This window comes from Halobacterium sp. R2-5 (assembly GCF_011734195.1).
Taxonomy (GTDB): Archaea; Halobacteriota; Halobacteria; order Halobacteriales; family Halobacteriaceae; genus Halobacterium.
Genome location: NZ_JAANTH010000002.1, coordinates 798424 through 824045 on the forward strand (window position 1 = coordinate 798424; position 25622 = coordinate 824045).

Annotated in this window: 24 protein-coding genes and 1 pseudogene; 14 read left to right on the top strand and 11 right to left on the bottom strand. The window is 71.1% G+C overall.

Going from position 1 to position 25622, the window contains the following annotated elements; translation table 11 throughout:
• Positions 1-66: 66 nt before the first annotated feature.
• From fdhF to G9C83_RS12900, 3 genes are all read right to left on the bottom strand, one after another.
• Positions 67-2172, bottom strand: coding sequence for a formate dehydrogenase subunit alpha (gene fdhF / locus G9C83_RS12890; RefSeq protein ID WP_167246541.1), 2106 nt, complete (start codon positions 2170-2172; stop codon positions 67-69).
• Positions 2173-2284: 112 nt separating this feature from the next.
• Entirely contained in the window at positions 2285-2812 is a 528-nt protein-coding gene (gene msrA / locus G9C83_RS12895) for a peptide-methionine (S)-S-oxide reductase MsrA (RefSeq protein WP_167246542.1), read from the bottom strand.
• 55 nt (positions 2813-2867) lie between these two features.
• Positions 2868-3065 carry a heavy metal-associated domain-containing protein gene (locus G9C83_RS12900; protein ID WP_167246543.1) on the bottom strand — a complete coding sequence of 66 codons (198 nt, stop codon included), beginning with the start codon at positions 3063-3065 and terminating at the stop codon, positions 2868-2870.
• A gap of 128 nt (positions 3066-3193) precedes the next feature.
• On the opposite strand from G9C83_RS12900, the gene G9C83_RS12905 reads away from it, so the two are divergent.
• The 8 genes and pseudogenes from G9C83_RS12905 to G9C83_RS12940 all read left to right on the top strand — a co-directional run bounded on the left by G9C83_RS12905 (position 3194) and on the right by G9C83_RS12940 (position 10939).
• Positions 3194-3784: an AsnC family transcriptional regulator gene (locus tag G9C83_RS12905; protein WP_167246544.1), complete on the top strand. Its 591-nt coding sequence runs from the start codon at positions 3194-3196 to the stop codon at positions 3782-3784.
• Positions 3785-3815: 31 nt separating this feature from the next.
• Entirely contained in the window at positions 3816-4022 is a 207-nt protein-coding gene (locus tag G9C83_RS12910; RefSeq protein WP_167246545.1) for a hypothetical protein, read from the top strand.
• 50 nt (positions 4023-4072) lie between these two features.
• On the top strand, positions 4073-6628 hold the full coding sequence (locus G9C83_RS12915; protein WP_167246546.1) for a transglutaminase domain-containing protein: 2556 nt from the start codon (positions 4073-4075) through the stop codon (positions 6626-6628).
• Positions 6625-7209, top strand: a complete 585-nt coding sequence (locus G9C83_RS12920; RefSeq protein ID WP_167246547.1) for a hypothetical protein — start codon at positions 6625-6627, stop codon at positions 7207-7209. The genes G9C83_RS12915 and G9C83_RS12920 overlap by 4 nt, the downstream gene beginning before the upstream one ends.
• Positions 7206-8564 carry a DUF58 domain-containing protein gene (locus G9C83_RS16290; protein ID WP_167246548.1) on the top strand — a complete coding sequence of 453 codons (1359 nt, stop codon included), beginning with the start codon at positions 7206-7208 and terminating at the stop codon, positions 8562-8564. Before G9C83_RS12920 ends, G9C83_RS16290 begins: the two co-directional genes overlap by 4 nt.
• Positions 8561-10075 (top strand): hypothetical protein, encoded by a 1515-nt coding sequence (locus G9C83_RS12930; protein WP_167246549.1) that lies wholly within the window; start codon positions 8561-8563, stop codon positions 10073-10075. Before G9C83_RS16290 ends, G9C83_RS12930 begins: the two co-directional genes overlap by 4 nt.
• A 137-nt stretch (positions 10076-10212) precedes the next feature.
• Positions 10213-10584: pseudogene (locus tag G9C83_RS12935) on the top strand (DoxX family membrane protein); the annotation flags it as partial.
• A gap of 112 nt (positions 10585-10696) precedes the next feature.
• Positions 10697-10939: a glutathione S-transferase N-terminal domain-containing protein gene (locus G9C83_RS12940; protein WP_167246551.1), complete on the top strand. Its 243-nt coding sequence runs from the start codon at positions 10697-10699 to the stop codon at positions 10937-10939.
• On the opposite strand, the gene G9C83_RS12945 is transcribed toward G9C83_RS12940, so the two are convergent.
• Complete coding sequence (locus tag G9C83_RS12945) at positions 10940-11890, bottom strand: MoxR family ATPase (RefSeq protein ID WP_167246552.1); 951 nt, start codon at positions 11888-11890, stop codon at positions 10940-10942.
• 208 nt (positions 11891-12098) lie between these two features.
• Between G9C83_RS12945 and G9C83_RS12950 the strand changes: the two genes are divergently transcribed.
• The 4 genes from G9C83_RS12950 (at position 12099) to G9C83_RS12965 (ending at position 15181) form a co-directional block, all read left to right on the top strand.
• A complete protein-coding gene (locus G9C83_RS12950; protein ID WP_167246553.1) occupies positions 12099-13529 on the top strand; it encodes a sulfatase in 1431 nt (476 codons plus the stop codon).
• The gene (locus G9C83_RS12955) at positions 13529-13960 is read left to right on the top strand and encodes a GtrA family protein (RefSeq protein WP_167246554.1); all 432 of its coding nucleotides are present in this window, start codon (positions 13529-13531) and stop codon (positions 13958-13960) included. The genes G9C83_RS12950 and G9C83_RS12955 overlap by 1 nt, the downstream gene beginning before the upstream one ends.
• Before the next feature lie 11 nt (positions 13961-13971).
• A complete protein-coding gene (locus G9C83_RS12960) occupies positions 13972-14502 on the top strand; it encodes a VTT domain-containing protein (protein ID WP_243838073.1) in 531 nt (176 codons plus the stop codon).
• A gap of 121 nt (positions 14503-14623) precedes the next feature.
• A complete protein-coding gene (locus tag G9C83_RS12965; protein WP_167246555.1) occupies positions 14624-15181 on the top strand; it encodes a hypothetical protein in 558 nt (185 codons plus the stop codon).
• Between the two features lie 12 nt (positions 15182-15193).
• On the opposite strand, the gene G9C83_RS12970 is transcribed toward G9C83_RS12965, so the two are convergent.
• The 6 genes from G9C83_RS12970 to G9C83_RS12995 all read right to left on the bottom strand — a co-directional run bounded on the left by G9C83_RS12970 (position 15194) and on the right by G9C83_RS12995 (position 22656).
• Positions 15194-15616, bottom strand: coding sequence for a GNAT family N-acetyltransferase (locus G9C83_RS12970; protein WP_167246556.1), 423 nt, complete (start codon positions 15614-15616; stop codon positions 15194-15196).
• Between the two features lie 32 nt (positions 15617-15648).
• Positions 15649-16401 carry a TrmB family transcriptional regulator gene (locus G9C83_RS12975; RefSeq protein WP_167246558.1) on the bottom strand — a complete coding sequence of 251 codons (753 nt, stop codon included), beginning with the start codon at positions 16399-16401 and terminating at the stop codon, positions 15649-15651.
• A complete protein-coding gene (locus G9C83_RS12980; RefSeq protein WP_167246560.1) occupies positions 16398-19907 on the bottom strand; it encodes an MMPL family transporter in 3510 nt (1169 codons plus the stop codon). The genes G9C83_RS12975 and G9C83_RS12980 overlap by 4 nt, the downstream gene beginning before the upstream one ends.
• A 102-nt stretch (positions 19908-20009) precedes the next feature.
• Complete coding sequence (locus G9C83_RS12985) at positions 20010-20798, bottom strand: SDR family oxidoreductase (protein WP_347877802.1); 789 nt, start codon at positions 20796-20798, stop codon at positions 20010-20012.
• Positions 20792-21937 carry a galactonate dehydratase gene (gene dgoD, locus G9C83_RS12990; protein ID WP_167246564.1) on the bottom strand — a complete coding sequence of 382 codons (1146 nt, stop codon included), beginning with the start codon at positions 21935-21937 and terminating at the stop codon, positions 20792-20794. Before dgoD ends, G9C83_RS12985 begins: the two co-directional genes overlap by 7 nt.
• A gap of 191 nt (positions 21938-22128) precedes the next feature.
• Entirely contained in the window at positions 22129-22656 is a 528-nt protein-coding gene (locus G9C83_RS12995) for a DUF309 domain-containing protein (protein WP_167246566.1), read from the bottom strand.
• Positions 22657-22753: 97 nt separating this feature from the next.
• On the opposite strand from G9C83_RS12995, the gene G9C83_RS13000 reads away from it, so the two are divergent.
• Entirely contained in the window at positions 22754-23590 is an 837-nt protein-coding gene (locus tag G9C83_RS13000; RefSeq protein ID WP_167246568.1) for a succinylglutamate desuccinylase/aspartoacylase family protein, read from the top strand.
• On the opposite strand, the gene G9C83_RS13005 is transcribed toward G9C83_RS13000, so the two are convergent.
• Entirely contained in the window at positions 23533-23979 is a 447-nt protein-coding gene (locus G9C83_RS13005) for a UPF0179 family protein (protein WP_167246570.1), read from the bottom strand. The two genes, G9C83_RS13000 and G9C83_RS13005, sit on opposite strands and share 58 nt — an antisense overlap.
• A gap of 520 nt (positions 23980-24499) precedes the next feature.
• On the opposite strand from G9C83_RS13005, the gene G9C83_RS13010 reads away from it, so the two are divergent.
• Positions 24500-25567 carry an mRNA surveillance protein pelota gene (locus G9C83_RS13010; protein WP_167246572.1) on the top strand — a complete coding sequence of 356 codons (1068 nt, stop codon included), beginning with the start codon at positions 24500-24502 and terminating at the stop codon, positions 25565-25567.
• The last annotated feature ends 55 nt before the right edge of the window (positions 25568-25622 follow it).

Consider the following 25622-nt stretch of genomic DNA (forward strand, 5'->3'; position numbering starts at 1 on the left):
GACACACGCCTGTCCGAAACCCCCGTTTTCACTCCCTCGCATCGGGGAACGACCGCCTACCGGCAGCTAGTCGTCCGCGGACGCGTCCGGACCCTCGGCGACCGTCACGTCGACGGCTGCGGCCTTGTACTCGGGAATCTTCGCGCGCTCGTCGAGCACGTCGTTCGTGAGCGCGTTCCCGGGCGCCGCCGCGAAGTGCGGCGTCGTCCACACCACGCCCTCCTTCGTCGCTTCGGTGACGTGCGCGGTCACCGTAATCTCGCCGCGGCGGGACCGAAGCGTCACGTCGTCGCCGTCCTCGATTCCGTACTGCTCGGCGTCCGCGGGGTGGACGTCCACGAAGTTCTCGGGGTGCTGGCGGTTCAGCGTCTCCGAGCGCCGGCTCATCGTCCCCGTGTTGTAGTGCTCTTCGAGGCGGGCGGTCGTCAGCACGAGCGGGTACTCCTCGTCCGGCGTCTCCCGCGGGGGCTGGTGTCGCACGCCCTCGATCTGCCCGAGCCCGCTGGGCGTGTCGAAGGAGTCCGCGTAGAGGAACTGGTCGCCCTCGTCGCCGGGCTTGTAGCACGGCCACTGAATGCCCTCCTCGCCGAGTTCGTCGTAGGTCATGCCGTGGTAGATGGGGCAGACTTCGCGGAGCTCCTCGAAGACCGCCTCGGGGCCGTCGAAGTCGAAGCCCTCGTCCTCGCCGAACAACCGGGTACCGACCTCGGTGATGATGTCGAGGTCGTGGCGGGTGTTCTCGTGGACTTTCTCGACGCCGCGCATCCGCTGGACGCGGCGGTCGGTGTTCGTGACGGTGCCGCCGCGCTCGGCCCACGTCGTCGCCGGCAGCACGACGTCCGCGTACTCGACGGTCTCCGTGGGGAAGATGTCTTGCACGACGACGAACTCCGTCTCGTCGAGGAGGTCGGCGACCCGGTCGGCGTTCGGCTCGCTCATCACGGGGTTCTCGCCCATGATGTAGAGGCCGTGGACGGTGTCCCCGATGCTGTGCGTGATTTCGACGTTCGTCAGCCCGGGCTCGGCGGGAATCTCGAACCCCCAGACGTCTTCGACGCTCTCTCGGGCTTCGTCGTCGTCGACGGGCTGGTAGCCCGGGAGGACGTTCGGCATCGCGCCCACGTCGCTGGCGCCCTGGACGTTGTTCTGTCCGCGGAGCGGATTCACGCCCGTGCCGGGCCGGCCGAGGTTCCCGGTGGCGAGCGCGAGGTTGATCTCGTTCTGGACGTTGTCGACGCCGCAGGCGTGCTGGCTCATCCCCATCCCCGTGAAGATGGCGGCGTTGTCCGCCGTCGCGTACACCTCGGCCGCGCGCTCGATGTCTTCGAGGGGGACGCCGCACTCCTCGGCGGCCGCCTCCTTGTCGAATCCGTCCAGGGTCTCGCGGAGGTCCTCGATGCCCTCCGTCCGCTCGGCGACGAACTCCTCGTCCACCCAGCCCTCGTCCAGTACGGTCTTCAGGACGACGTTCAACAGCGGGATGTCGGTGCCCGGCTTCAGCTGGAGGTGCATGTGGCGGTCCGAGTCCGCAATGTCGAACGACTCCGTGGTCTTGTTCGCGTGCGGGTCGACCTGGATGACGGTCGCGCCGTCCAGCACCGCCTGCCGGAAGTACTGGCTGTTCGCGATCGGGTGTTGCTCGCCCGGGTTCGCGCCCTGAATCCAGAACACGTCGGCCTCGTCCCGGAGGTCGGCCATGCTGTTGGTCATCGCGCCCGCGCCGAGGCTCCCGCGGAGCGCGTACACCGTCGACGCGTGGCACATCCGCGTGCAGTTGTCGACGTTGTTCGTGCCGAACCGGCGCGCGAGCTTCTGGAGGAGGTAGTTCTCCTCGTTCATCACCTTCGACGACGAGTAAAAGCCCATCCCGTCCGGGCCGTGCTCGTCGCGGATGCCCTCCATCTCCGCGACCACCCGCGACAGCGCCTCGTCCCACGTCGCCTCCCGGAGCTCGCCGTCCTCCCGAATCATGGGCTCGGTCAAGCGGTCCTCGTGGGCGACCACTTCCGTGGCGGCGCCGCCCTTGATGCAGACGCGGCCCTCGTTGACCGGGGCGTCGCCCCACGGCGCGAACCGCACGTCGTCCGGCTCCTCGCCCTGCCGGACGGCGATGCCGCAGCCCACGCCGCAGTACGGGCAGATGGTCTTCGTCGGCTCCTCGTCAGTCGACACGGCGTCCCCCCTCCGTGGTCGCGCCCGCTGCCTGTGGACTCATACCAAGAACTGGGTCGGGCAGCGGCAAGAAACTTTCCGCGATGCCGAGCCGGCGGGAAGCCGGCGCCCGCTACTGGACCTTCCCGGCGAACTCCTCGCGGACCTTCGCCACCTTCGGCGCGACGTTCACCGAGCAGTACGCCTGGTTCGGGTGCTTCTCGAAGTAGTTCTGGTGTTTGTCCTCCGCGCGGTAGAACGCCTCCAGCGGCTCGATCTCGGTGACAACGCTGTCCTCGTACTCGTCGTCCAGCCGGTCCACGAACGCCTCCGTCGTTTCGCGCTGGTCGTCGTCGTGGTAGAGGACGATGGAGCGGTACTGCTCGCCGACGTCGGGCCCCTGGCGGTTCAGCGTCGTGGGGTCGTGGACCTTGAAGAACACTTCGAGGAGGTCCTCGTACGCGAGCTCGTCGGTGTCGTACTCGACCTGGACGACCTCCGCGTGGCCGGTCGTGCCGTTGCAGACCTCGCGGTAGGAGGGGTCTTCGACGTGGCCGCCCGCGTACCCCGAAGTGACGTCCTCGACGCCGGCGAGCTGCTCGAACGCCGCTTCCACGCACCAGAAACACCCGCCGCCGAACGTCGCTGTCTCCGTCGCCATACCTCCGTGTTGGCGCGGGCGCCAGTTAACAGGCCCGGCCCCGGCACGCCGCCGCTCAGGCGGACGCCTCGTAGCCGGCGTCCTCGACCGCCGCCACGAGGGCGTCCGTCTCCGCGTCGCCCTCGACGGTCGCGGCGCTGTCCTCGCGGTCCGCGCTCGCGGACTCGACGCCTTCGACGCCCTCCAGGGCGTCCTCGACGGTCTCCTCGCAGCCGCCACAGCTCATGCCTTCGACGGTGATGGTCTGAGACATGCGAGAAGATACGGGCTGCTGTCCTAATGCAGTTACGCCTCACGGCGTTCGGCTCGCGAGCCGTCTCGGTTTGGATTCGAGCGCCGTTCTGGGGAACGGCTTTGTGTTTCCGTATCTGAGTCCCCCGTATGCACGACCTCGACGAGACCGACCGCCGCATCCTCGAACTGCTCGCGTCGGACGCCCGCCTGCCGTACAGCGACATCGCCGACGAAGTCGGGCTGTCCGCGCCCGCGGTCTCGGACCGCATCGCGGGCCTCCGGGACAGCGGCGTCATCGAGCGGTTCACCGTGGACATCGACCGCTCGCGGCTCCGCGAGGGCGCGAACGTCCTCGTGGAGCTCTCGGTCCCGCCCGGCGAGGGCGACGCCGTCCGGGAGGCCGTCGGGGGTGCGGACGCCGTCGAGCACGTGTTCGTCACCGCTAGCGGGGACGTCGTCTGCTCGGCGCGCCTCCCCGTGGAGGACGTCCGCGCGTGGGTGACCGAGACGGTCGGCACCGAACGCCTCACCGAATACGACGTGACGCTGCTCGCTGACGCGGAGTGGCGGCCGAGCGTCGGCGGCGACGAGTTCGCGATGGCGTGCGCGGAGTGCGGCAACACCGTCACCAGCGAGGGCGCGACCGCGCGCATCGACGGCGACCGCTACCACTTCTGCTGTTCGTCCTGCCAGGCGCGCTTCGAGGAGCGCTACGACCGCCACGAAACCGAAGCCTAACGGCTAAGCGCCCCGAGCAGCGACTGGGTGTGTGTCCCGGAACGCGTTCGTCTCACGCTCGCTGCTGCTGTTCGCGCTCGTCGCCGCGAGCTTCGTCGTCCTCGGGTTCAGCCGGCTCGTGCTCCCGTACCGGACGGCCCGGCTCCTGGCCGCGCCGCTGTTCTTCGCGAGCGCCGCGCTGGCAGTTCTGCTGTTCGGGCAGGCCGTCCTCGCGGCGCTCGGGCTCCGAGAAGACTGACGGCGCACCCTCCGAATCATATACGTGCCGTGGCGGCGAACGGACGCACGATGAGCGACGCCCCCGACGGTCCCGACGCCCGCCGCGCCCTCCTCGCAGTCGTCTGCGCGGTCGGCCTCGTCGCCGCCTCCGCGGCCGCCCCCGCGCTCGCCGCGCAAGCGCCGCTCGGCGGCCTCGACTCCCCGCCCGCGCCCAGCGAGGTGCCCGACCTCCTCCGCGGCCTCCCCGGCCTCGACCAGCTGCTCGCCGACGCGAACCAGCAGCCCCAACTCGACAGTGAGACGTCGGCGTTCGGCGCGCTGTCGCCGGGGTCCTCGACGGACGTCGGCGGCGCGATGTCGCTCGACCAGCGGGAGAACGCCGACGAACCGCACTTCGTCGCGGAAAGCGACGAGTCCCAGTACTGGCGGACCGAGGCGTACACGACGTACACCGGCGCTGGCTGGGAGCGCGAGAACGTCAACCGCGTCCAGCCGCCGCGGCCCGCGGAGACGCGGCCGACCGAGTGGAGCGAGGTCACGCTCCGCCAGCCCGCGAGTTCGCTGCCGACGCCGTGGCGGCCGGTCGACCTCACGTGCGGGGACGACGGCTGCGGCGCGACCGTCTCGCTGTCCCAGACCGGCGGCATCGACGCGAACCCGGCGTTCCCCGAGGACCAGACGTACCAGGTGCAGAGCGTCGAGCCGCTGGACGCGCCGAGCGCGCTGCGAGAGGTGCGCGTCGCGGGCAGCGTCGTCGACACCGAGTACACGACCGTCGAGACGACCGACCGCGTCCGCGAGCGCGCCGCCGAGGTAGTCGGCGACGCAGACAACCGCTACGATGCCGCCGAGCGCATCGAGCGGCACCTCGAATCCGAGAAGACGTACTCGCTGACCGACGTCCCCGAGCCCGGCGACAGCATCACCGACCAGTTCCTCTTCGAGCAGACGGCCGGCTACTGCGAGTACTACGCGACCGCGATGACGACGATGCTGCGCACGCAGGACGTGCCCGCGCGCTACGTCGTCGGCTACGCGGGCGGCGACTACGTCGGCGACGGCAAGTACCTCGTCCGCGGCGCGGACGCCCACGCGTGGGTGGAAGTGTACTTCGAGGACGTCGGCTGGGTGCGCTTCGACCCGACGCCCGGCGACGCCCGCGAGAGCGCTCGCGACGACCTCCACGAGGACCAGCGCGACTTCGAGGTCTCGTTGAACCGGACCGCCGTGCCGGGCGAGGACGTCACCGCGACCGTGACGACCGCGGGCGTCCCCGCACAGAACGTCGCGCTCGTCGTGAACGGCGACCGCGTCGGTCAGACGGACACCGACGGCGAGGTGGCGTTCACGGTGCCGTACACCGAGGAGCTGACCGTCGAGGTGGAGACGACGGTGAACGTCACCGACACAGCCGACCTCTCGACGGCGGGCGGTGGCGACCGCGCGTCCAGCGTCCCACCGCCGTCGTTCGCCCAGCAGGACGGAGACGACGACAACAGCACCGCGCAGACGTTCGACGTGAACGCCGACGTCCGGTTCACGTTCGACGGCGACGTCGAACCCGGCACGGAGCGCGCGCTCTCGGTCACCGTCGCGGGCCGCCCGTTCCCGGACGCCGCGGTCAGCGTCAGCGGCGTCGAGCAGGGCCGCACGGACGAGGACGGCGAGATAACCGTCAGCGTCCCGGAGGACGCCAGCGGCGTGCTCGACGTGACGGCGTCCCGGGACGACCTCAGCGAGACGACGACGTACCCCGTGGACGCGCTCTCGGTCGCGGTGTCGCCGTCGCTGGTCGCGCCGCTGCCGTCCGCGGACGCCTCCGCGCGCGTCACGTCCGGCGGCGAGCCGATCGCGGGAGCCGCGGTCACAGTCGCCGGCGAGCACGTCGGCCAGACGAACGCGGACGGAACGGTACAGTTCGAGATGCCGCTGTCGCGCGCGCCGCCCGTCGCCGCCGCGACCAGCGACAAGCACGTCACGACGTACGTCGACTGGGTGCTGCCGTCCGCCGCTCTCGCCGTGCTCCTCGTCGTCGGCGCGCTCGCCGGTCTCGCCAGCGTGGCGCGCAGCAGAGGGGTGACCCTCGACGCGATCGCGAGCGCGCTCGTCGCCGCCGCGCGCGGCGTCGTCTCGTACGCGGTCGGCGCGCTCGTCAGTCTCGCGGACGCCCTCGACGACCTCGCGGGGGAAGCCCGAGCGGCGATGGCGGACGGCTGGCGCGGCGTCCTCGCGTGGCTCGCGGGGCTCCCGGGCCGCGTTCACCTGCCCGATCTCGGCGGATTAGCGGAGCGCGGTGCGGCAGCCGTCGGCGCTGGCAGCCAGGGAGACCCACGCGCCGCAGGTGCCAGCGCCACCGCTCCGGAGGACGGTGACAGCGACGGCCTGCAGTCGGTGTGGCGGCGGTTCGTCGCGGTCGTCGGCGTCCAGCGCTGGGAGACGAAGACGCCCGCGGAGGTCGCCCGCGAGGCCGTCTCCCGGGGGTTCCCGTCGGGGCCCGTGTACGCGCTCACGGCCGCGTTCCGGGACGCCGCGTACGGCGGCCGGCCGGAGTCGTCGCGGCTCGACCGCGCGCGGGAAGCGCTCGCAGACGTTCGAGAGGACGACGAGACGGAGGAGAAACAGTGACCTCGGTCGTCCGCTCGCTGCTGGCGGCAGCCGGCGTCGCGGCCGTCGCTCTCGCGGTCGCGCTGGTCCTCGGGCTCGCGCCGGCGTCGCTGGCGGACGCGGCGAACGGCGTGAACGCGACGCTCGCGACGGGTGTCGTCGGCGCCGCCCTCGTCGGGTACGCGCTCCGGCGGCGCCGGCAGACAGAGCCGGCAGCGGAGCCGCGAGCGCTCGCGGACGCGGGCGGCGGCCCGACCGCGGCCGACCCCGGGCAGCCGATAGACGGCGCGCTCGACAGGGTCGCGGACGAGGACGTCGCGCTCACCGGCGAGCTGCGGACGCGAGTCCGCGAGCGCGCCAGGGAGACGGCCGTTCGCGCGGTCGCGCGGAAGCGCGGCGTCGAGGACGCAGCCGCGGCGGTCGCGGCCGGCGAGTGGACCGACGACCGGGTCGCCGCGGCGTTCCTCGGCGACGAGCGCGCGCCCCGATACCCGCTCCGCGAGCGCCTGCGCGGCTGGATTCACCCCGAACGTGCGTTCCAGCGGCGCGTCGAGCGCGCGGCGAACGCGGCCCACGAGCTCGCCACGGAGGGGTCGCGGTGAGCCAGTCGCGGTTCACGGGCGGGCTGCTCGCCGCGCTCGTGCTCGCCGGCGCGGGCGTCGCGAGCGGCCGGTCGGCGCTACTCGTCGCGGGCGTCGTCCCGCTCGTGTTCGTGCTGTACGGTGCGCTCTCGGTCCCGCGGCGCGGCGACGCGGTGCGCGTCACCCGGGAGCTCTCGACAGAGTCGCCGCTGCCCGGCGACAGGGTCGACGTCGAACTCACGGTGGAGAACGCGAGCGGCGGCGCGCTCCCGGACGTCCGCGTCGCCGACGGCGTCCCCGAGGACCTGCGCGTGGTCGAAGGGACGCCGGACGCCGCGCTCGCGCTCCCGGAGGGCGGGTCGGCGACCGTCGAGTACACGGTGGTCGCGGACCGCGGCCAGTTCCCCTTCGACGAGCCGAGCGTGCGCGTCCGCGGCGCGAGCTCGACGAACGCCCGCACGGTCGACGCGCCCGCGGACGGCGACGCGGCCATCGACTGCCGGGTGAGCGTCGCCGACGTGCCGCTGCGCCGACAGACGACCGCGCACGCTGGAACGTTGCCGACGGACTCCGGCGGCCCCGGCATCGAGTTCCACTCGACCCGCGAGTACCAGCCTGGCGACCCCGCGAGCCGCATCAACTGGCGGCGCTACGCGAAGACCGGCGAGCTCTCCACGGTGAACTACCGCGAGCGACGCGCCGCCGCGGTCGTGCTCGCCGTGGACGCCCGCGAGGTCGCCCGCGCGACCGCGCACTCCGCCACGCCGTCGGGCGCGTCGCTGTCCGCGTACGCCGCCGCGCGCGCCGTCGAGCCGCTGGAAACCGCCGGCCACCGCGTCGGTCTCGCGGTGTTCGGCATCGACGACCCCGTCACCGGCGGTGCGGACCCCGCGTGGGTGCCGCCCGGCACGGGCGACGCCCACCACGCCCGCGTCGCGACGGTCCTCGACGCCGCGGTCGAGCAGCGGGGCTGCGAGGGAGGCGGTGAATCCGACGTGGAGTCGACGGCGGCGTCCGCTGCGCCGGAGGCCGCGGCCGACGGCGGGAAGTCGCTGGACGGCGAAGACGGCCGAATCGAACGATTCGCGAGGCGCGTCCCGCCGGGTACACAGGTCGTCGTCTGCTCGCCCGCGCTCGACGACTTCCCGGTGGCGCTCGCGCGCCGACTCGCTGCCGACGGCCACCGCCTCACGGCGGTCAGCCCGGACGTCACGGCGACGGACACGCCCGGCCGGACGCTCGCCGCGGCCGACCGCGCGCTCGCGCTCGCGGACCTCCGAGCGGCCGGGACACGGGTCGTGGACTGGACGCCGGAGGAACCGCTCGCGAGCGCCGTCGCCCGCGCGACCACCACGGTTCGGGAGGGGCAGCGATGAGCGCCGCGACCGTCCGCCGGCCGACGCTCGTCGCGGGGCTCGCGATGGTCGCGGTTGTCGCGTTCGCGGTCAACGACGCGCGGGCGTCCTACGGCTCGCTGGCGTTCCTGGCGGCCGCCGGCGGCGGCGTGCTCGCGGTCGCGACCGGGCTGGCGTCCCGCGAGGAGCCGATAGCGGTGTTCGCGGCGTCCGTGCTCGCGCCCGCCGGCGGCGTCGCCGTCCTCGCCGCGGCCGGGCTCTCTGCCGCGGACTTCCCGCTGCTCGCGGACGTCCTCGACCCGGCCGTCGTCGTCGCCATCGCGGCCGCGGGGTTCGGCGCGACCGCGGCGTTCACGGGCGGGGTCGGCGGCGGTGCGATCGGCCGCGCGTTCTCCGTGGTGGTCGTGACGACCGTGCTCCCGTTCCTCGGCGCCGTCGTCGCCATCGTCGGACGCGTCCGGAGCGACGCGGGTATCCTCGGCGAACTCGGGGACGTCGCGGGCGCGCTCGTAGGCCTGGCCACCACGCCGACCGGCAGCGACGTCGACGTAGTCGTCTTCTTCGTGCTGGTCGCGGCGACGGCGCGCGCGCTCGCCGCAGGGGTCGAGGCCGCGCCGGTCGTCGAACTCGCACCGCGAGACGAGCGCGCGGCGGTGTCGCGGGCGACCCGGTACGCTGTCGTCGTCTGTCTGTCCGTCTGGCGGCTGTTCGCCCTGAGCTGGGCGGTCGTGTTCGTCGCGTACGCCGCCGGCATCGCGGACCGCGTCCTCTCGGGTGTTCCCGACGGCCTCGTCTCGCTGGTCGGGGCCGTCGCGTCGTCGGGCGCGGTGCGCACGCTGCTGCTCGCCGCAATCGCCGTCTCCGTGCTCGTCGTCTCCGTGCTGTGGCTCGCACGGCTCGCGACCGGGGACCACCGCGAGAGCCTTCGCCGGGTCGCGCCGGCCGTCGGCGGCGGCGTGCTCGCCGTCGTCGTGGGCGTCGTGTTCGCGGAGCGCGTCGTCGCGGAAGCGCGGGCCGCGCTCCCTGAACAGGCGCATTCGAGCTTCGACGGGGTCGTCGCGACGTTCGGCGAGCCAGCGCTCGCGCTCGCGGGCCTGCTCGCACCGCTCGCGGCGCTGTCGGCGCTCTTGCTGGCGTTCGCAGGCCTCGGCTGGGTTCGCGCGATCCCCCAGCGCAGCGCGCCAGCCGCGGTCGCCGCCGGCGCGCTCGTGGTCGCTGCGGCCGCGGCCGGGATGCAGGACGCCCCCCGGGAGTTCGTGTTCGCGCTCGTCGCCGCGGGGATGGTGGCGTGGGACGTCGGCGAGTACGGCGTCGGCCTCGCCGCGGAGCTCGACCGTCGCGCGCCCACCGTTCGGGCGGAAGTCGTCCACGTCGGCGCCGCCGTCGCCGTCGGCGTGGTCGCGTACTACGCCGCGATGCTCGTCGACGGGGTGGCGGCGGGGATGCGCGTGGCGAACGTCGGCGTCGCGCTCGTCGCACTCGTCGCCGCCGGCGTCGGCCTCGCGGCGCTCGTGGGCGCGCTCGCCGAGTGAGCGCGCCGCCGGCAGTGTCGGCCGACAGGTGAACACGGCAGGCACGGAACTGGTAACTACCGCGCACGCAAGCGACGTGACGGCAGAGGCTTCCACGGAATAGACAGTTAACCGGGCGGCCGGCGGACGTTCCACCGATGCCCGACACAGACTCCAAGCCCCCGCTGCTCAGCCGCCTGCTGTTCGCGAGCGGGCTCGTGACCCTCGCGCTGCGCAACCTCAACGACCTCGAAGGGCGGATCGCGTACGCGGACGCCAAGGGCGTCCCGTTCGCGGAGCGGCTCGTCCCGGCGGCGAGCGGCCTCCTCCTCGGCGGCAGCCTCGGCATCGGTCTCTGGAAGCTCCCGCGCCTCGCCGCGGGCAGCGTGGCCGCGTTCCTCGTCGGCGTCACGCCGCTGATGCACGACTTCTGGGCGGCCGACGAGGAGTCCCGCGACGAGGAGGTCACGTCGTTCCTCCAGAACGTCACGCTGCTCGGCGCCGCCGTCGCGTTCTACAACCGCGCGAGCGGCGGCGAACGGGAAGTTATCACGATCGAGACGGGGGCCGAAGCGGACAGTTCGGGTCGCAAACTGGCGGACCTCCTGTAGCTATAACAGCGCCCCCGCCCATCTCTGGCGTATGCGAACATTGTACGTCCAGCCGTTCTGCCCGTACTGCCGGAAAGTGAAGCGTGCACTGGACGACCTCGGCCTCGACTACGAGACCGAGCGCGTCTCCTTCTTCAAGTTCCGGCGGGACGAAGTTCGAGAAATCAGCGGCCAGTCCCAGGTGCCCGTGATCGTCGATCCCGAGAACGCCGTCGACGGCATGAACGAGAGCGGTGATATCGTCGACTACCTCTACGAGACGTACGGGGAGTGACTACGAGACGGCGGGGACTTCGACCGTGTCGAGGACGTCCCGCACGACGTCCTCGGGGGCGACACTTTCGACGGTCGCCTGCCCGGTGAGCACGAGGCGGTGGACGAGCACGGGGCGGGCGACCCGCTTGACGTCCTCCGGCGTGACGTAGTCCCGGCCCTGGATGACGGCGCGGGAGCGCGCCACCTCGAAGAGCCGCTGGGTGCCACGCGGGCTGACGCCGACCTCGACGCGGTCGTCCTCGCGGGTGGCGCGGCCGACGTCGACGACGTAGTCGCGGACGCCGTCGCTGACCGAGACGGTTTCGGGGACGCCCTGCAGGTCGGCGAGCGCGTCGTCCGGGACGACCTGCGAGACGCCGGGCGTCGTGGTCTCGCGGTCGGCGCGGCGGTCGATGAGTTCGCGCTCGCCGGCGCGGTCCGGGTAGCCGATGGCGGCCTTCACGGCGAAGCGGTCGCGCTGGGCCTCCGGCAGCCGGAACGTCCCCTCCTGTTCGACGGGGTTCTGGGTCGCGATGACGAAAAAGGGCTCGGGGAGCTGGTGGGTCTCGCCGTCCACGCTCACCTGGCCTTCCTCCATCGCTTCGAGGAGGGCGGCCTGCGTCTTCGGCGGCGCGCGGTTGATCTCGTCCGCGAGCACCACGTTCGCGAACACGGGGCCGGGGTTGAACTCGAAGGATTCGGTGCGGGCGTCGTAGACGTGCGAGCCGGTGATGTCGGAGGGGAGGAGGTCGGGCGTGAACTGGACGCGCGTGAACCCGAGGCCGAGCGCGTCCGCGAGGCTGCGCGCGGTCAGCGTCTTCCCCGTGCCGGGGACGTCCTCCAGGAGGACGTGGCCGCGGGCGAGCGCCCCCGCGAGGACCGTTTCGAGGAACTCGCGGTCCGTGACGACCGCCTCGCTGACCGCGTCTATCACGTCGGTGCACGTCCGGGCGGCGGTGTCGACGTCCATTCAAGAGTGGCGTCGCTGGCGCCGTCCTTGTAGTTGTCGTCTGGTTCCGGTGAGGGCTGCCGCTACGCACCGGGCAGTTAATACTCCGCCAGCCCGTCGAATGGGACGAACGAGCGAAACGCCTACACCGTTCCCGCCGAGAGGGGCAGGCATTGGTGGCGCTCGCGGCGGCCGCCGTCGCGAGCAGGCGAACGGGGGCACCTACAGCATGGAATCTGACACAGACATCTCGAACGTCGTACTCGTGACCGTCGACTCGCTCCGGGCCGACGCCATCGGCGCGTACGACGCACAGCGACACACGCCGGTGATGGACCGCATCGCCGAACGAGGCACTGTTTTCGAGCGCGCGTTCGCGAACGGCAACTGGACGCCGTTCTCGTTCCCGTCGATGCTCTCCTCCCGGCCGGTGTTCTCCGACTCCGACGAGGTCGGCATCAGCGAGTCGCCGACGCTGGCCTCGGCGCTCTCCGAGGCGGGCGTCGCCACGGGCGGGTTCAACGCAGCGAACGGCTTCCTGACCTCCCACTGGGGCTACGACGAGGGGTTCGACGAGTTCGAGCCGTTCGTCGCGAGCGTCGGGTCGAGCATCTACAGCCGCTATCTGGCCACGCACCCGACGGTGGAGGCGTGGCTGCAGCTCGCGACGTCGCCGCTGCGCCGCGCGGGGTCGTGGCTGCGCGGGGATGCCGACGACCGGCCGTTCCTCGACACGTCGCGGATGTTCGACGTCGAACACGCCTCGACGGAGTTCATCGAAGACGCCGACGAGCCGTTCTTCCTCTGGGTGCACTACATGGACGCGCACACGCCGTACGTTCCCGCGCCGCGGTACATCCGCGAAGTGTCCTCGAACGTGCTCGGCACGCACCGGATGCTGCTCGCGCACACCCGCACGGGCCTCGGCTGGGAGGTCGGCGACCGCACGCTCGCGGACCTCCGCACGCTCTACCAGGCCGCGGTCCGGCAGGTCGACGCGAGCGTCGGCCGGCTGCTCGACACCCTCGACGAGGAGGGCGTCGCCGACGAGACCGCGGTCGTGCTCGCGGGCGACCACGGCGAGGAGTTCCAAGATCACGGCCACCTCGCGCACTACCCGAAGCTCTACGACGAGCTGATTCGCGTGCCGTTCGTCGTCGACGTCCCGGGCGCCGAATCGCGGCGCGTCGAACAGCAGGTCGCGCTCGACTCGATCCCGCCGACCGTCACCGACCTCATGGGCGTCGACGCCGACGCGGACTGGCGGGGCGACTCGCTCGCGCCCACAGTCCTCGACGGCGAGGAGCCCGACGACGAGCCCGTCGTGTCGGTGACCGTGCGCGGCGAGTCGGTGACCGCCCAGCCCATCCCGCGCTCGCTGGACGACGGCGACCTGCTCGTCAGCGTCCGCGACCGGGACTGGACGTACGTCGAGAACGTCGACACCGGCGCGACCGAGCTCTACCACCGGCCCTCGGACCCCGGCCAGCAGGACGACCGCTCCGACGACCCCACCCCCGAGGAGCAGGCCCTCGTCGACCGGTTCGCGCCGCTCGTCGACGAGCACGCCAGCGCCATCCGCGACCGCAACGGGGCGACGACCGAACGCGACGTCGACGAGGACCTCGGCGCGCGACTCGAAGCCCTCGGCTACAAGTGATGGTCCGCCGCTACCTGCGAGCGCTCGTCGAGGGACCGTTCGCGATACAGCTGCGGCGCTTCGCCGCCGTCGGCGCGTTCACCGCGGGCATCCAGATGGTGCTGCTGTGGCTGTTCGTCGACATCGGGCGCGTGAACTACCTCATCGGCGCCGTCATCGCCATCGAGATCACCATCGTGCTGTCGTACGTGCTGAACAACGCGTGGACGTTCCAGCAGTACCGGAACACGGGCACCGTCGACTACTTCGTCGGGCTCGTGAAGACGAACCTCATCCGCGGGTCGGCGATTCCGCTGCAGGTCGGCGTGCTGTTCGCGCTCGTGGAGTGGCGCGCGCTCCCGTACCTGTTCGCGAACGCGTTCGCCATCCTCGTCAGCGGGCTCTACCGGTACGTCCTCGACGCGAAGTGGACGTGGGGGCAGAAAGCGTGAACGCCGCGACGCTGCTCGGCGTGCCGCTCGCGGTGCTGTCCGTGGAGGCGGTCGTGGAGTCCGCGACCGGCTGGCCCGGGATGGGCGTCGTCTTCGGGTACTCGTTCCTCATCGCGTTCGCGCTCCCGGGGCCGAGCGAGGTCGTGCTCGCCGCCCCGATCGACATCGGGCTCTCCTCGACCGGGAACCTCGCGAGCATCATGCTCGTGAGCGCCGCCGGGAAGGCCGCGGGCAGCGTGTTCGCGTTCCACATCGGCCAGGAAGTCAAGAGCTCGGGGCCGGTCGTCCGGTGGCTGCGGCGCTCGCGCTGGAACGTCCTGGAGTGGTCGGAGAACCGCTCCGTCGAACTCGCGAAGCGGTTCGGCCACGCCGGCCTCGCGGTCGCGCTGTCGGTGCCGTTCTTCCCGGACACCATCTCCATTTACGCGTTCGCCGTCCTCGAAGAGGACTACCCGCGGTTCGCGCTCGCGACGTTCGTCGGTAGCCTCGGCCGCCTGGTCGTCACGATCGGCGTGTTCAGCGGCCTCGCCGCCGTGTTCTAGCAGGCGTCGCTGCGGAGTTCTCCGTGCAGTTCGGCTTCTGCGATCGGGCCTGTGGCCACCGGACTCCCCGAATCGGGTAGCTCCCTGAAAGCACTTTACAGAGCCGCCGATACCAATTCGTATGAAACGGCGGGCAGTACTCGCGGCGGTCACGTCCGTCGCCGGAATCGCGGCCTCCGCTGGGTGTCTCGGCACGGACAGTACCCCCGGGACTGGGGCGGGGACCACTCCGGCAGCGACGGAGACCACAGACGCGTCGCGAACGACGTCGATACGCACGACGGACCGTCTGCCCGAGGACTGCCGGCCGCTGCCGGACATCGACGGGCTGCCCGCTCGCCCGGAGCCTCTCTCGGAGGACAGCGCCAGGACGTACGCGAGGGAGTTCGAACAGGCGTACGCGGCCGCCACTATCGACGAGGACGAGGAGCTGGCGTCACTCGTCGTCGAGCGCGTCTCCAGCGAGTCGGGGTACTACGCGGTCGAGCTACTCGGCGAGACGGAATCGACGACACAACCGACGACCGATGGGGCGACGCAGACGGAGCGGCCCGTGGACGCACGCGAGTACAGGGTGCAGTATCTGGTTTCGGAGCGTCGCCTGGTCCGTGAACGCCGCGGGATTGCCGGCGGGACGGTCATCTCGCAGCGCTGTTGGACGACAGGAGACTCCGCATAGCCCCGCTAATTCCTAGAGCCGCTTGCGCATCGCGACGTGCGGGATGCCCGCTTCCTCGAACTCCTCGCCCTCGCGGACGTAGCCGCGGTCGTCGTAGAAGCCCGCCGCGGGCAGTTGGGCGTGGAGGTAGAGTTCGTCGTAGCGCTCGCTCGCGACGGCTTCGAGTTCGTCCATCAGCGCCGCGCCCCAGCCCTCGCCGCGGCGGGCGTCGAGGACCGCGACGCGCTCGACTTTCCCCACGCCGTCGTCGTACTCGCGGAGGCGCGCGGCCCCCACGGGCTCGTCGCCGTCGTACGCGACGAAGTGGGTGGCTTCGTCCTCGTGATCGTCCACTTCGAGGTCTTCGGGGACGCCCTGCTCGTCGACGAACACGGCGTACCTGACGTCGAGGGCGTCCTCGTAGCGGGCGTCGGTGTCGGCTCGCACGACCGGCATACTCGCCGGTGGGGCGGCGAGCCGGAAAACCCCTACTGCTCGCCGGCGACGTCCGCGACGAACTCCTCGAGCAGCGACGACAGCATCCCCGCGAAGCCGGTCTCGCGGCTCCAGAACGCGGTCTCGGTGCCGTCGTCGCCCGCGACGCTGATCAGCACCGCGACGTCGTCGACCATCACGACGCGCTCGGCGCCCATGTCCGGCGTCGGCTGGTGGGCGACCGAGACGGCGCGCGCGCCGAGGTCGCGGGCGACCGCGGTGACGTCCTCGTTCTCGCTGACGACCGTGACGTCGACGCCCGCCTCCGCCGCGGACGCGAGCGCGTCCCGGAGCGCGGGCTCCATCTGCCCGATCTCGTCGGTGCCGTAGACGACGTGGTCCTCCGCAGAGCCGACGAGCTGGGCCGCCCGCGAGACCACGTTCGACTGCCCGCGGACCGTCCAGATGGCCTCGCTCTCCTCGGTCGCCCCGTACTCCTCGCGGACGGACTCGAGGTAGTCGAAGGCCGCGTCGCTCTCCGAGCGGAGCTGCCGGTAGAGCCGCTCGCGGGCCTCCTCGACGCCGACCGGCCGGTACCGAGTCGGGTTCGACTGCTCGACGTCGACGAGCCCGCGGCCTTCGAGGTCCTCGGCGGCGCCGTACACCTGCGAGCGCGGGACGTCCGCGATGTCCGCGACCTCGCTGGCGGTGCCCGCGCCGAGCTTCTGGAGCGCGACGAACACCCGGGCCTCGTAGGTGGTGAGCCCGAGGCGCTTGAGCGCGCTCACGGCGTCGGCGTCGTTCATCGCGCCTCCCGGCGGTCGCGCGCCCACTCGCGGACGACGCGGTCGTACTGGTCGGCGGTCAGTTCGCCGTCCTCGAACGCCGCGCTCGCCTCCGCGAGGTCGCTATCTGTGACTTCGGCCTGCGCGAACACGCGCTCGAAGATGTCCGCGACCACGGCCGCGCCGTCGTCGCCTTCCAGCTCGTGTTCCTCGCCGGCAGCGAGCACGCGCCCGCTGATCGCGACCTCGGAGCCGTCCGGCGCGGTCTCCGAGACACGGAGGTCGTAGGTCGCCGTGGCCGGCTCGCCGTCGAGGCGCCACGCGACGTAGACGGTGTCGTCGTCGGCGACCGCCTGCACGGGCTCGGGGTCGGCGTCGAGGCCCGTGACGGTGCCGCCGCGGACCGTCTCCGAGACCACGACCCGGCCCGTCTTCGGGGGGACGTCGACGGCCGCGGTGAGTTCGCCGCCGGGCTGGACGAGGTCGCGGTCGAGCGAGCGCGTGACCGTCTCGCCCGCGCCGTTGGCGACCGCCGCGTCGCCCGCGGTGGATGCGGCCGCGTCGCCCGTCGGCTCGTCGCCGAAGTCCGCCCAGTCGGGGCCGAGGTACTTCGTCCAGATGACGAGCAGCGTCGGCAACACCAGCACCGCCGCGAGGAACGCGTAGACGATGGTGAGCCCCGTGATGACGCCGAACTGCTGGAGCGGCGGCAGGATGGCGAACACGAGCACGCCGAACCCGCCGACGGTGGTCGCCGCGCTCCCGAGGAGCGCGCCGCCGGTCCCGGTGACCGCGGTCCGCATCGCCTCCCAGACCGTGTCGGTGCGCTCCAGTTCCTGCATGTAGCGCTCGCTGAGGTGGATGCTGTACGCCACCCCGAGCCCGACAGTGAGGCTCGTGATCATCCCCGTGAGCACGTTGAACGGGATGTCCATGAGGAACATCGTCCCCAGGATCCAGGCGACGCTCAACACCACGGGCAGCAGCGTGACCGCGCCGAGGGTCGCGCTCCCGTCCGTGAGCCGGTAGGTCGCCATCAGGAACGCGAACACCGCGACGAGCGTGACGAGCAGGCTCTGGATGACCGTCTCCAGGAGCTGGTCCTGGACGATCTTGTTCAGGATGGCGCTGCCGGTCGCGGTGGCTTCGAGGCCGCCGCCGTCGGCGACGTCCGCGACCGAGCGCATCTCCTCGGTGATGTCGTCGCCGGAGGCGTCGCCCTGCACCGCGACGACGAGCCGGACGGCCTCGTAGTCGCCGTCCTCGTCCTGGTAGACGTACTCGCCGGCCTGGTCGGGCGCGGTCTCGTAGAGCGCGTCGTAGACCGCCTCGACGTTCTGGTCGGGGACGCCGTCGCCGTCAGTGTCCGCCGTCTGGAACGTCTCGTTGAACGACTCGTTCTCCGCGGCGACCTGCTCCATCGTGGACAGCGGGCCCTGGACGTCTGGGTCGCCGTTGGAGAGGACGTACGTGACGTTCTCCTCGGCGGCCGCGTCTCTGGCCTCTTGCACCTGTTCGAGGGCGTCGTCGCTGGCGACATCACCCTCGATTAGAATCTGCGCCTGGGAACTCTCCGGGGAGAACCGCTCGTTGACGTACTCCAGGTTCGCCTTCGCGGTGTACTCGCCCGGCGCGAACGGCTCCGGGAGGTCCTTCTGCCACTCCGCGGGGTCCTCCGCGAGGAAGTCCTGCTGCTCGAAGGACGTGTCGACGTTCGTCGCGCCGTACGCGCCCGCGGCGGTCACGAGCAGCGTGACGACGAGCACGATGGCGGGCGCCTTCCGGGCGGCCTTCGAGCCGACGGACAGCACCTGACTGAAGCGGCCGCCGCCGGTACCGAACGCGCGCTTCTTGCGGTCCCAGCCGCGGGACTCGAGGAACCCGTCGATTTCGACCTTCAGCGCGGGAATCAGCACGCCGAACACGAGCAGCGCGGCGACGATGCCGACGCTGGAGACGACGCCGAAGTCCCCGATCGGGGGCACCGGGCTCGTGAGGTTCGAGAGGAACCCGATGACGGTGGTGGCGGTCACCCAGACGAGCGCGACGCCGACGCCCGCGAGCGCGACCCGCATCGAGCCGCGGGGGCCGGCGGGCGTGTCGGGGTCGTCGACGGCCGCGAGGCGCTCCTCGCGGTGCCGCATGAAGATGTGGATCGCGTAGTCGATGGAGAGCCCGATGAGGAGCACGGGCACCGCGATCATGATCTGGTTGAACGAGATGTCCGCCCAGCCCATGAACCCGAACGTCCACGTCAGGACGGCGCCGATGCCGAACAGCCCGAGCAGGATGTCGAGCGCGTCGCGGTACGCGACCGCGAGCGCCACGAGCACGAACAGGATGGCCATCGGCCCGACGATGATGAGGCTGTCGGCCATCGAGGAGTCGATCTCGTGGCTGATGATGCCGCTCCCGAACACGAGGTAGTCCTGGGAGCGGTCCTCGCCGATGTCCTGCATCGCGAGCTGGGCGTCGATGATCTCGTCGCTGGTGACCTGCCCGCCCGCGGGCACCTCGCTGTCGGTGTCCTGGGTGACGACGAGCATCGTCGCCTCGGCGGACGTCGACCCGGGCTCGTAGCTCGTCGGCATGAACCCGTAGACGCCGTTGCCGCCGTTCCCGTCGTCGAGGACGGTGCCGACGAGCTCCTCGACCTCGGAGTCGTTCAGCGACTCCAGTTCGGCGAGCTGCTCGTCGAGGCCGGCGTCACTGGCGTTCTCGAACTCGGCCTGCTGGGTCTCGACGTCCTCGCCGAGTTCCTGCAGCCGGTCGGCCTGTGCTTCGAGCTCGCTGGAGCGCTGTTGGAGTGCGCTGTACTCGGCTTCGAGGACGCCCCGTGTGCCGAGCCGGTAGGCGGCCTCGACCTCGGACTCGCTCTGCGCGTTCCGGAGGTCGCTGGCGGCCCGCTCGAACGTCGCGTAGTGGCTGTCGTTCAGTTCCACGGAGGAGTTCGCGCGCACCCGGTCGAAGGCCTCGCCGACGCTCGCGGACGGGTTCTCGCGGAGGTACGTGAGCTCGCCGCGGAGCGCCTCGCTGGTCGCGTTCAGCTCCGCCGAGCGCTGCTCGACGGCCGCGCGCTCGGATTGGACGGTCCGGTTGAGCTGCTCGAACTCCTCGACGGCCGCCTGGAGGTCCGCGCCCTCCTCCTGCTGGAGGGAAGCGGTGGCGACGACGTTCGCGATGCCCGTCGTAGCGCTGTCGCCGGACAGCGTCCCCTCGATCGTCTCGTTCTCGTAGAGGGCTCGCTGGTACTCCAGCGTGTCGACGAGCGCGTCCTTCGTGAGGACGTTGTCGCCGCGCACGACCACCTGGACGGTCGTCGTGTTCTCGTCGCCGGCGGTGAAGTTCTGTTCGATGTAGTCGAGCTTCTGGGACTCGTCGCTCTCGGACTGGAACTGGTCGAGCGACGAGGACTGCTCGACCATCGGCGCGCCGGCGCCGACCAGCACGGTCAACACCAGCATGACGGCGATGGCGGCCTTGCTGTGCTCGGTGACGAGGGCGGCGACGTCGCCGATGCGGCTCACGCCAGCCACCCCTGCGTCGTTGTTGGTAGGATCATACTGACAGTGTGGTTCTCGGGTGGTACTGACAGCTACTGCTTACATAAACACGTCGAAAGGAGCGGACTACTCGCGGCGCTCGCGGTAGTCCGGGAGCGCGTCGTCCTGCATCACGGCCGTCCGTCCACCGTCCACGAGCAGGGACGCGCCCGTCACGAACGCCGCCTCGTCGCTCGCGAGGAACGCCACCGCCGCCGCGACGTCCTCCGGGTCGCCGATGCGGCCCACGGGGTGGATGGACGCGAGGTGCTCTCGGTACTCGTCGTCCATCTCCGCCGTCGTCCGCTCGACGGCGACCCACCCCGGGTTCACCGTGTTCACGCGCACCGACGGCCCGAAGTCCAGCGCCATCGCGCGCGTCATCCCGTCGATGCCCGCCTTCACCGCGTTGTACGGGAACTGTTCGGGCATCGTGAGGCGCGCGTGATTCGAGGACACGTTCACGATTGCCCCGCCGTCCATCGCCGCTACCGCGTGCTTGGCGGCCAGCCAGTACGCCCGGAAGTCCGTCTCGACGACGAACTCCCACTCTTCGGTCGTCGCCTCGTCGGCGGCCGTCTCAGTCTGCACGCCCGCGTTGTTCACGAGCACGTCCAGCCCCCCGAAGCGCTCGACGGCCGCCTCCACGAGCGCCGCTACGTCGTCGGGCTCGCGCACGTCCGCCCGCACGAACACCGCCGAGCCCGCCGCCTCGTCCTCGATGCGCTCCGCGACCGCCTCGCCGTCCGCGGCGGTGCGGCCGGTGACGACGACGTCCGCTCCCTCTGCGGCGAGCCGCCGCGCCACGCCCGCGCCGATGCCCCGCGTCGACCCCGTGACGAGCGCCGCCTCCCCGTCGAAGCGCTCGACTACCACTCCGCGACCCCTCCGTCCTCGTGGCGCCACACGGGGTTGTGCCAGTCCGGCTCCTCGGCGGCGCGAATCGCGTCCTCGTCGACGTCGACGCCGAGTCCCGGCCTGTCCGGGAGTTCGACGTAGCCGTCGTCGTACTCGAAGACCGAGGGGTCCGCGAGGTAGTCCAGCACGTCGCCGCCCTCGTTGTAGTGGATGTCGAGGCTCTGCTCCTGAATCAGCGCGTTCGGCGCCGCCGCGTCCACCTGCACGCAGGCCGCCAGCGCCACCGGCCCGAGCGGGCAGTGCGGCGCCAGCGCCACGTCGTAGGCCTCCGCCATCGACGCGATCTTGTTCACTTCGGTGATGCCGCCGGCGTGCGAGACGTCGGGCTGAACGACGTCCACGCTCCCCTGCTCGAAGACCTCCTTGTAGTCCCACCGCGAGTACATGCGCTCCCCGGTCGCGATGGGCGTCGTCGTCTTCGCTGCGATTTCGGGGAGCACGTCGTTGTGCTCGGGGAGCACGGGCTCCTCCACGAAGAACGGGTCGTACGGTTCGAGGGCCGCCACGAGACGCTTCGCCATCGGCTTCGAGACGCGCCCGTGGAAGTCCACGCCGACGTCCACCTCGTCGCCGACTGCCTCGCGGACCGCCGCGATGCGGTCGACGGCCGCCGCGACGGCCTTCGGGTTGTCCACGCGGCGCAACTCCGGCGTGGCGTTCATCTTCAGCGCCGTAAAGCCCGCCTCGACTTTCTCCGCGGCGGCCTCGCCGACGTCCGCGGGCCGGTCGCCGCCGATCCACTGGTAGACTCGAATCCGGTCCCGCGCCGGGCCGCCCAGCAGCTCGTAGACGGGCGCACCGAGCGTCTTCCCCTTGATGTCCCAGAGCGCCTGGTCGACGCCCGCGATGGCGGACAGCAGGATTGGACCGCCGCGGTAGAACCCGCCGCGGTACATCGCCTGCCAGTGGTCCTCGATTCGCGTCGGGTCCTCCCCCAGGAGGTAGTTCTCGAACAGCTCCTCGACGGCGGTCTCGACCGTCCGCGCGCGCCCCTCGACGACCGGCTCCCCCCAGCCGACGGTGCCGTCGCTGGTCGTGACCTTCAAGAACAGCCACCGCGGCGCCGCGTGGAACAGCTCGTAGTCGGTGACGTGCATTGCCACAACCACGGACCGCGCGTCCGATAGTGGTTCGGGTGACCTGCCGTTCGAACTCCACATCATCTTCGCCACCGACGGCGACGCGCCCGTCACGAACGCCGTCGACCACCTCACCGCCGCGCTGCTCCCGGAGGACGGCGAAGGTCTCTCCGAGGCCACCAGGATTCGAAGGTATCTGCCGCAGGCTGTCAGTCGAGCCGTTCGGCGTACTCGTAGTCCGCGGGGTAGGCGGTCGGCGCGGCGCCGTCGATGGTGATGCGCCAGCCGTCGAGCGCGGACGGGTCCTCAAGCGCGGCTCGCAGCGTCGCGCGGACGTCGTCGACGTCTACGCCGTAGTAGTCGCCCGGAATGCCGTCGAGGTACTGGAGCGCCGTCCGGAAGAGGCTCCGCATGCCGTCGTCGCCGCCGGACTCCGTCCGGCTGCCCGAGGCGTCTCGCGCCTCGCTGTTCTCGAAGTCGTAGTGCTTGTACGCGCCCGCCGCCACCTGCACCATCCCGTGGAGGAACGCCGACTCCGTCTTACCGCTGCCGTAGTTGTACCACTCGTCCTCGAAGCAGTCGTGGGACTCGTGAAACTCGCCGCTGTTGTAGAGGCGGACGCCGTGTTCGGTCGCGCGCCGCAGCGTCGCGTGCTCCCACACCCGGCGCTCCGAATGCCAGCCCGTCGGGTCGCCGAGCGGCGGCGCCACGCTCGGGTCTCGGGTATGGTCGTCCATCACTCCCCAGTTCGGGCTCCCGAGTCGTAACCTCGTCGGCTGCGTCGGCCCGCCGGAACGACAACCCCTATGCATCCGCGTGCGCTACGACGTGACGATGCGAGTCGAACAGCTAGGTGACGGCGAGCCCGAAGTCGCAATCGTCGGGAGCGTCCACGGCGACGAGCCCTGCGGCGCCCGCGCCATCGAGCGGCTGCTCGACGCCGACCTCGACGTCCTCGAACCCGTGAAACTCGTCGTCGCGAACGAGCGCGCGCTCGAAGCGGGCGTGCGCTACCTCGACGCCGACCTCAACCGCTCGTTCGGCGAGGACGTCCCCGAGGACGCCCACGAGGTGGAGCTCGCGCGCCGCCTCGCCGACGAGATCCGCGGCTGCACGGTGCTGTCGATTCACTCCACGCAGTCCCACGCCGACCCGTTCGCCATCACCGCCGGCTTCGACGGCCCCGTCCCGGACGTCGTCACCCGCCTCCCCGTGGTCGCCACCGTCGACACCCACGGGTTCGGCGAGGGGCGGCTGTTCGTCTCGGACGCGGACATCGTCGAAGTCGAGGCCGGCCTCCAGGGCACCGAGACCGCCGCGGAGAACGCGTTCCGGCTCGCCCGCGCGTTCCTCACCGCGGTCGACGTGCTCCCCGGCAGCGCCGTCGAGCGCGAGATCCCCGTCTTCGAGATGGGCGAAGCGATTCCGAAGCCGCCCGCCGACGAGTACGAGGTGTTCGTCGAGAACTTCGAGCGCGTCGAGCGCGGCGAGACGTTCGCCGCCGCCGACGGCGAGAAACTCGTCGCGGACGACCCGTTCTGGCCCGTGCTGCTCTCCCCGTACGGCTACGCCGGCCAGTTCGGCTACCGCGGCCAGCACCGCGGCACGGCCGGTCAGTCCTCCGACGACGCGAACTCCACGAGCGTCAGCTCCCTGTCGAGCGCGCAGTAGTCGTGGGGCGGATCGCCGAGAATCTCCTGAATCTGGTACTCCTCGTCGAACTCCGCACCAGCGGGTTCGCAGTACTCGTGGCTCGGGCACTCCGTGTGCGGACACGGCCCCGCGAGTTTCCCCTTGCTCCCCGCGTACGCGCCCTTCGACGGCACGTTCGCCGTCACTGACGTCGGCTCCACGTCCACAGCCAGCACGCCCTCGTCGTGGACCGCGCAGTCCAGGACCTGCCCGCCCTCCCGGACTTCGGTGACCTCGTAGCGGACCCCTTCCTCCAGCGTCAGGCACTGCTTCCGGTACGGACACCCCTCGCAGGCGGACGCCTCGCCGCGGTAGACGAACTCGGTGCCCGGCTCCGCCAGCCGCGACCCGAGCAACGTGATAGACATACTCGGAGGTTCGGCGCGCGCGTGGTTAAGCCTCCCGCCAGCAGGACGAACTGAGGCCGGAGCAGTTGGCGCTTCTTCTCGCGACACAGCGACATCTGAGAACCCCTCGAAAGCCCCGGCTGGCTTCGGTCGCGCGGCTCGCTGCGCGCTTCGCTCCCTCACTTCGTTCGGTCACTCCAGTGCTTACATCGCCGTGCTTCCCGAAGCCAGCCGCCCCTTTCAATCCGCCCAGATACCGGCTGACCAACCGACTACGGGCAGGATTGAAACGGACGAGGCTGTAGACGAAGGCAGGCGACGGTGAGCCGAACGCAGTGAGGCGAACGTCGGGAGAGCTTGCTCTCCCGGAACAAGCACCGCAGCGATCGTAGTGAGCGAGGCGCGTAGCGAGGCCCGGGAGTCGAGCGAGCAGGGGATTTCTGGGTGTTCTCGGTGCTATCGGCAGAAGCCACTCCTCCAGAACCGAATCCCGTACACCAGAGTAGCAGGACACTTGACGGTCGCCACACTCCACTCGGGTATGCAACTGAAGGAGCGCCGGCAGGTCGAGGGCGGCGGCGAGCGCATCACGCTCGTGCCGGAGAGCCTCGACGACCTCTGGCACCTCGCGTACGTCCTGGAGCCGGGGGACCTCGTGGCGGGGGACACGCACCGCCGCATCCAGCGCAACGACGACCAGATGCGGGACACGGGCGGGGAGCGCGAGCACATGCACGTCACCATCGACGTGGAGGACGTGGAGTTCCACAAGTTCTCGAACCGCCTGCGGGTGGCTGGCACCATCACGGACTGCTCGCGGGAGGACCAGCTCGGGCTCCACCACACGCTGAACGTCGAGGAGCGCGAGGAGATCGAGGTCGAGAAGCACTGGAAACCCGACCAGTTAGAGCGGCTGAACGAGGCCGTGGAGGCGACCGACCAGCCGGACGTCGCCATCGCGACCGTCGAGGAGGGCGAAGCGTACATCCACGTCGTCCAGCAGTACGGCGTCGACGAGTACGGGTCGTTCACGGGCACCACGGGGAAAGGCGAGTACGCGCGCTCTCGCGAGGAGCTGTTCGAGGACGTCGCGAGCGCGCTCTCGCACCTCGACGCGGACGCGATCATCCTCGCGGGTCCCGGGTTCACGAAGCAGGACGCCCTCGACTACATCGAGGAGGAGTACCGGAGCCTCGCCGAGAAAATCACGACCGTGGACACCAGCGCAGTGGGCGGTCGCGGCGTCCACGAAGTCCTCAAGCGCGGCGCCGTCGAGGACGTACAGGAGGAGACGCGCATCGCCGAGGAGTCCGAGCTCATCGACGAGCTCACCGACCAGATAGCGACCGACGGGAAGGCCGCGTACGGCGTCGAGGAAGTCCAGAAGGCCGTGGACTTCGGTGCCGTGGAGACGCTGCTGATTCTCGACGAGCGCCTGCGCAAGGAGCGCGCGGGCGAGGGCGACTGGGACGTCGACGTCAACGACCTCGTCACGCAGGTCGAACAGCAGGGCGGCGACGTCACCGTGTTCAGCCACGAGTTCGCGCCCGGCGAACAGCTCCGGAACCTCGGCGGCGTCGCCGCCGTGCTCCGCTACCGGATGGAGTAGGCCGACTCTCAAATCTTGGAATCGCGGCCAACGCATAAGTAACCGAGTGCGAAAC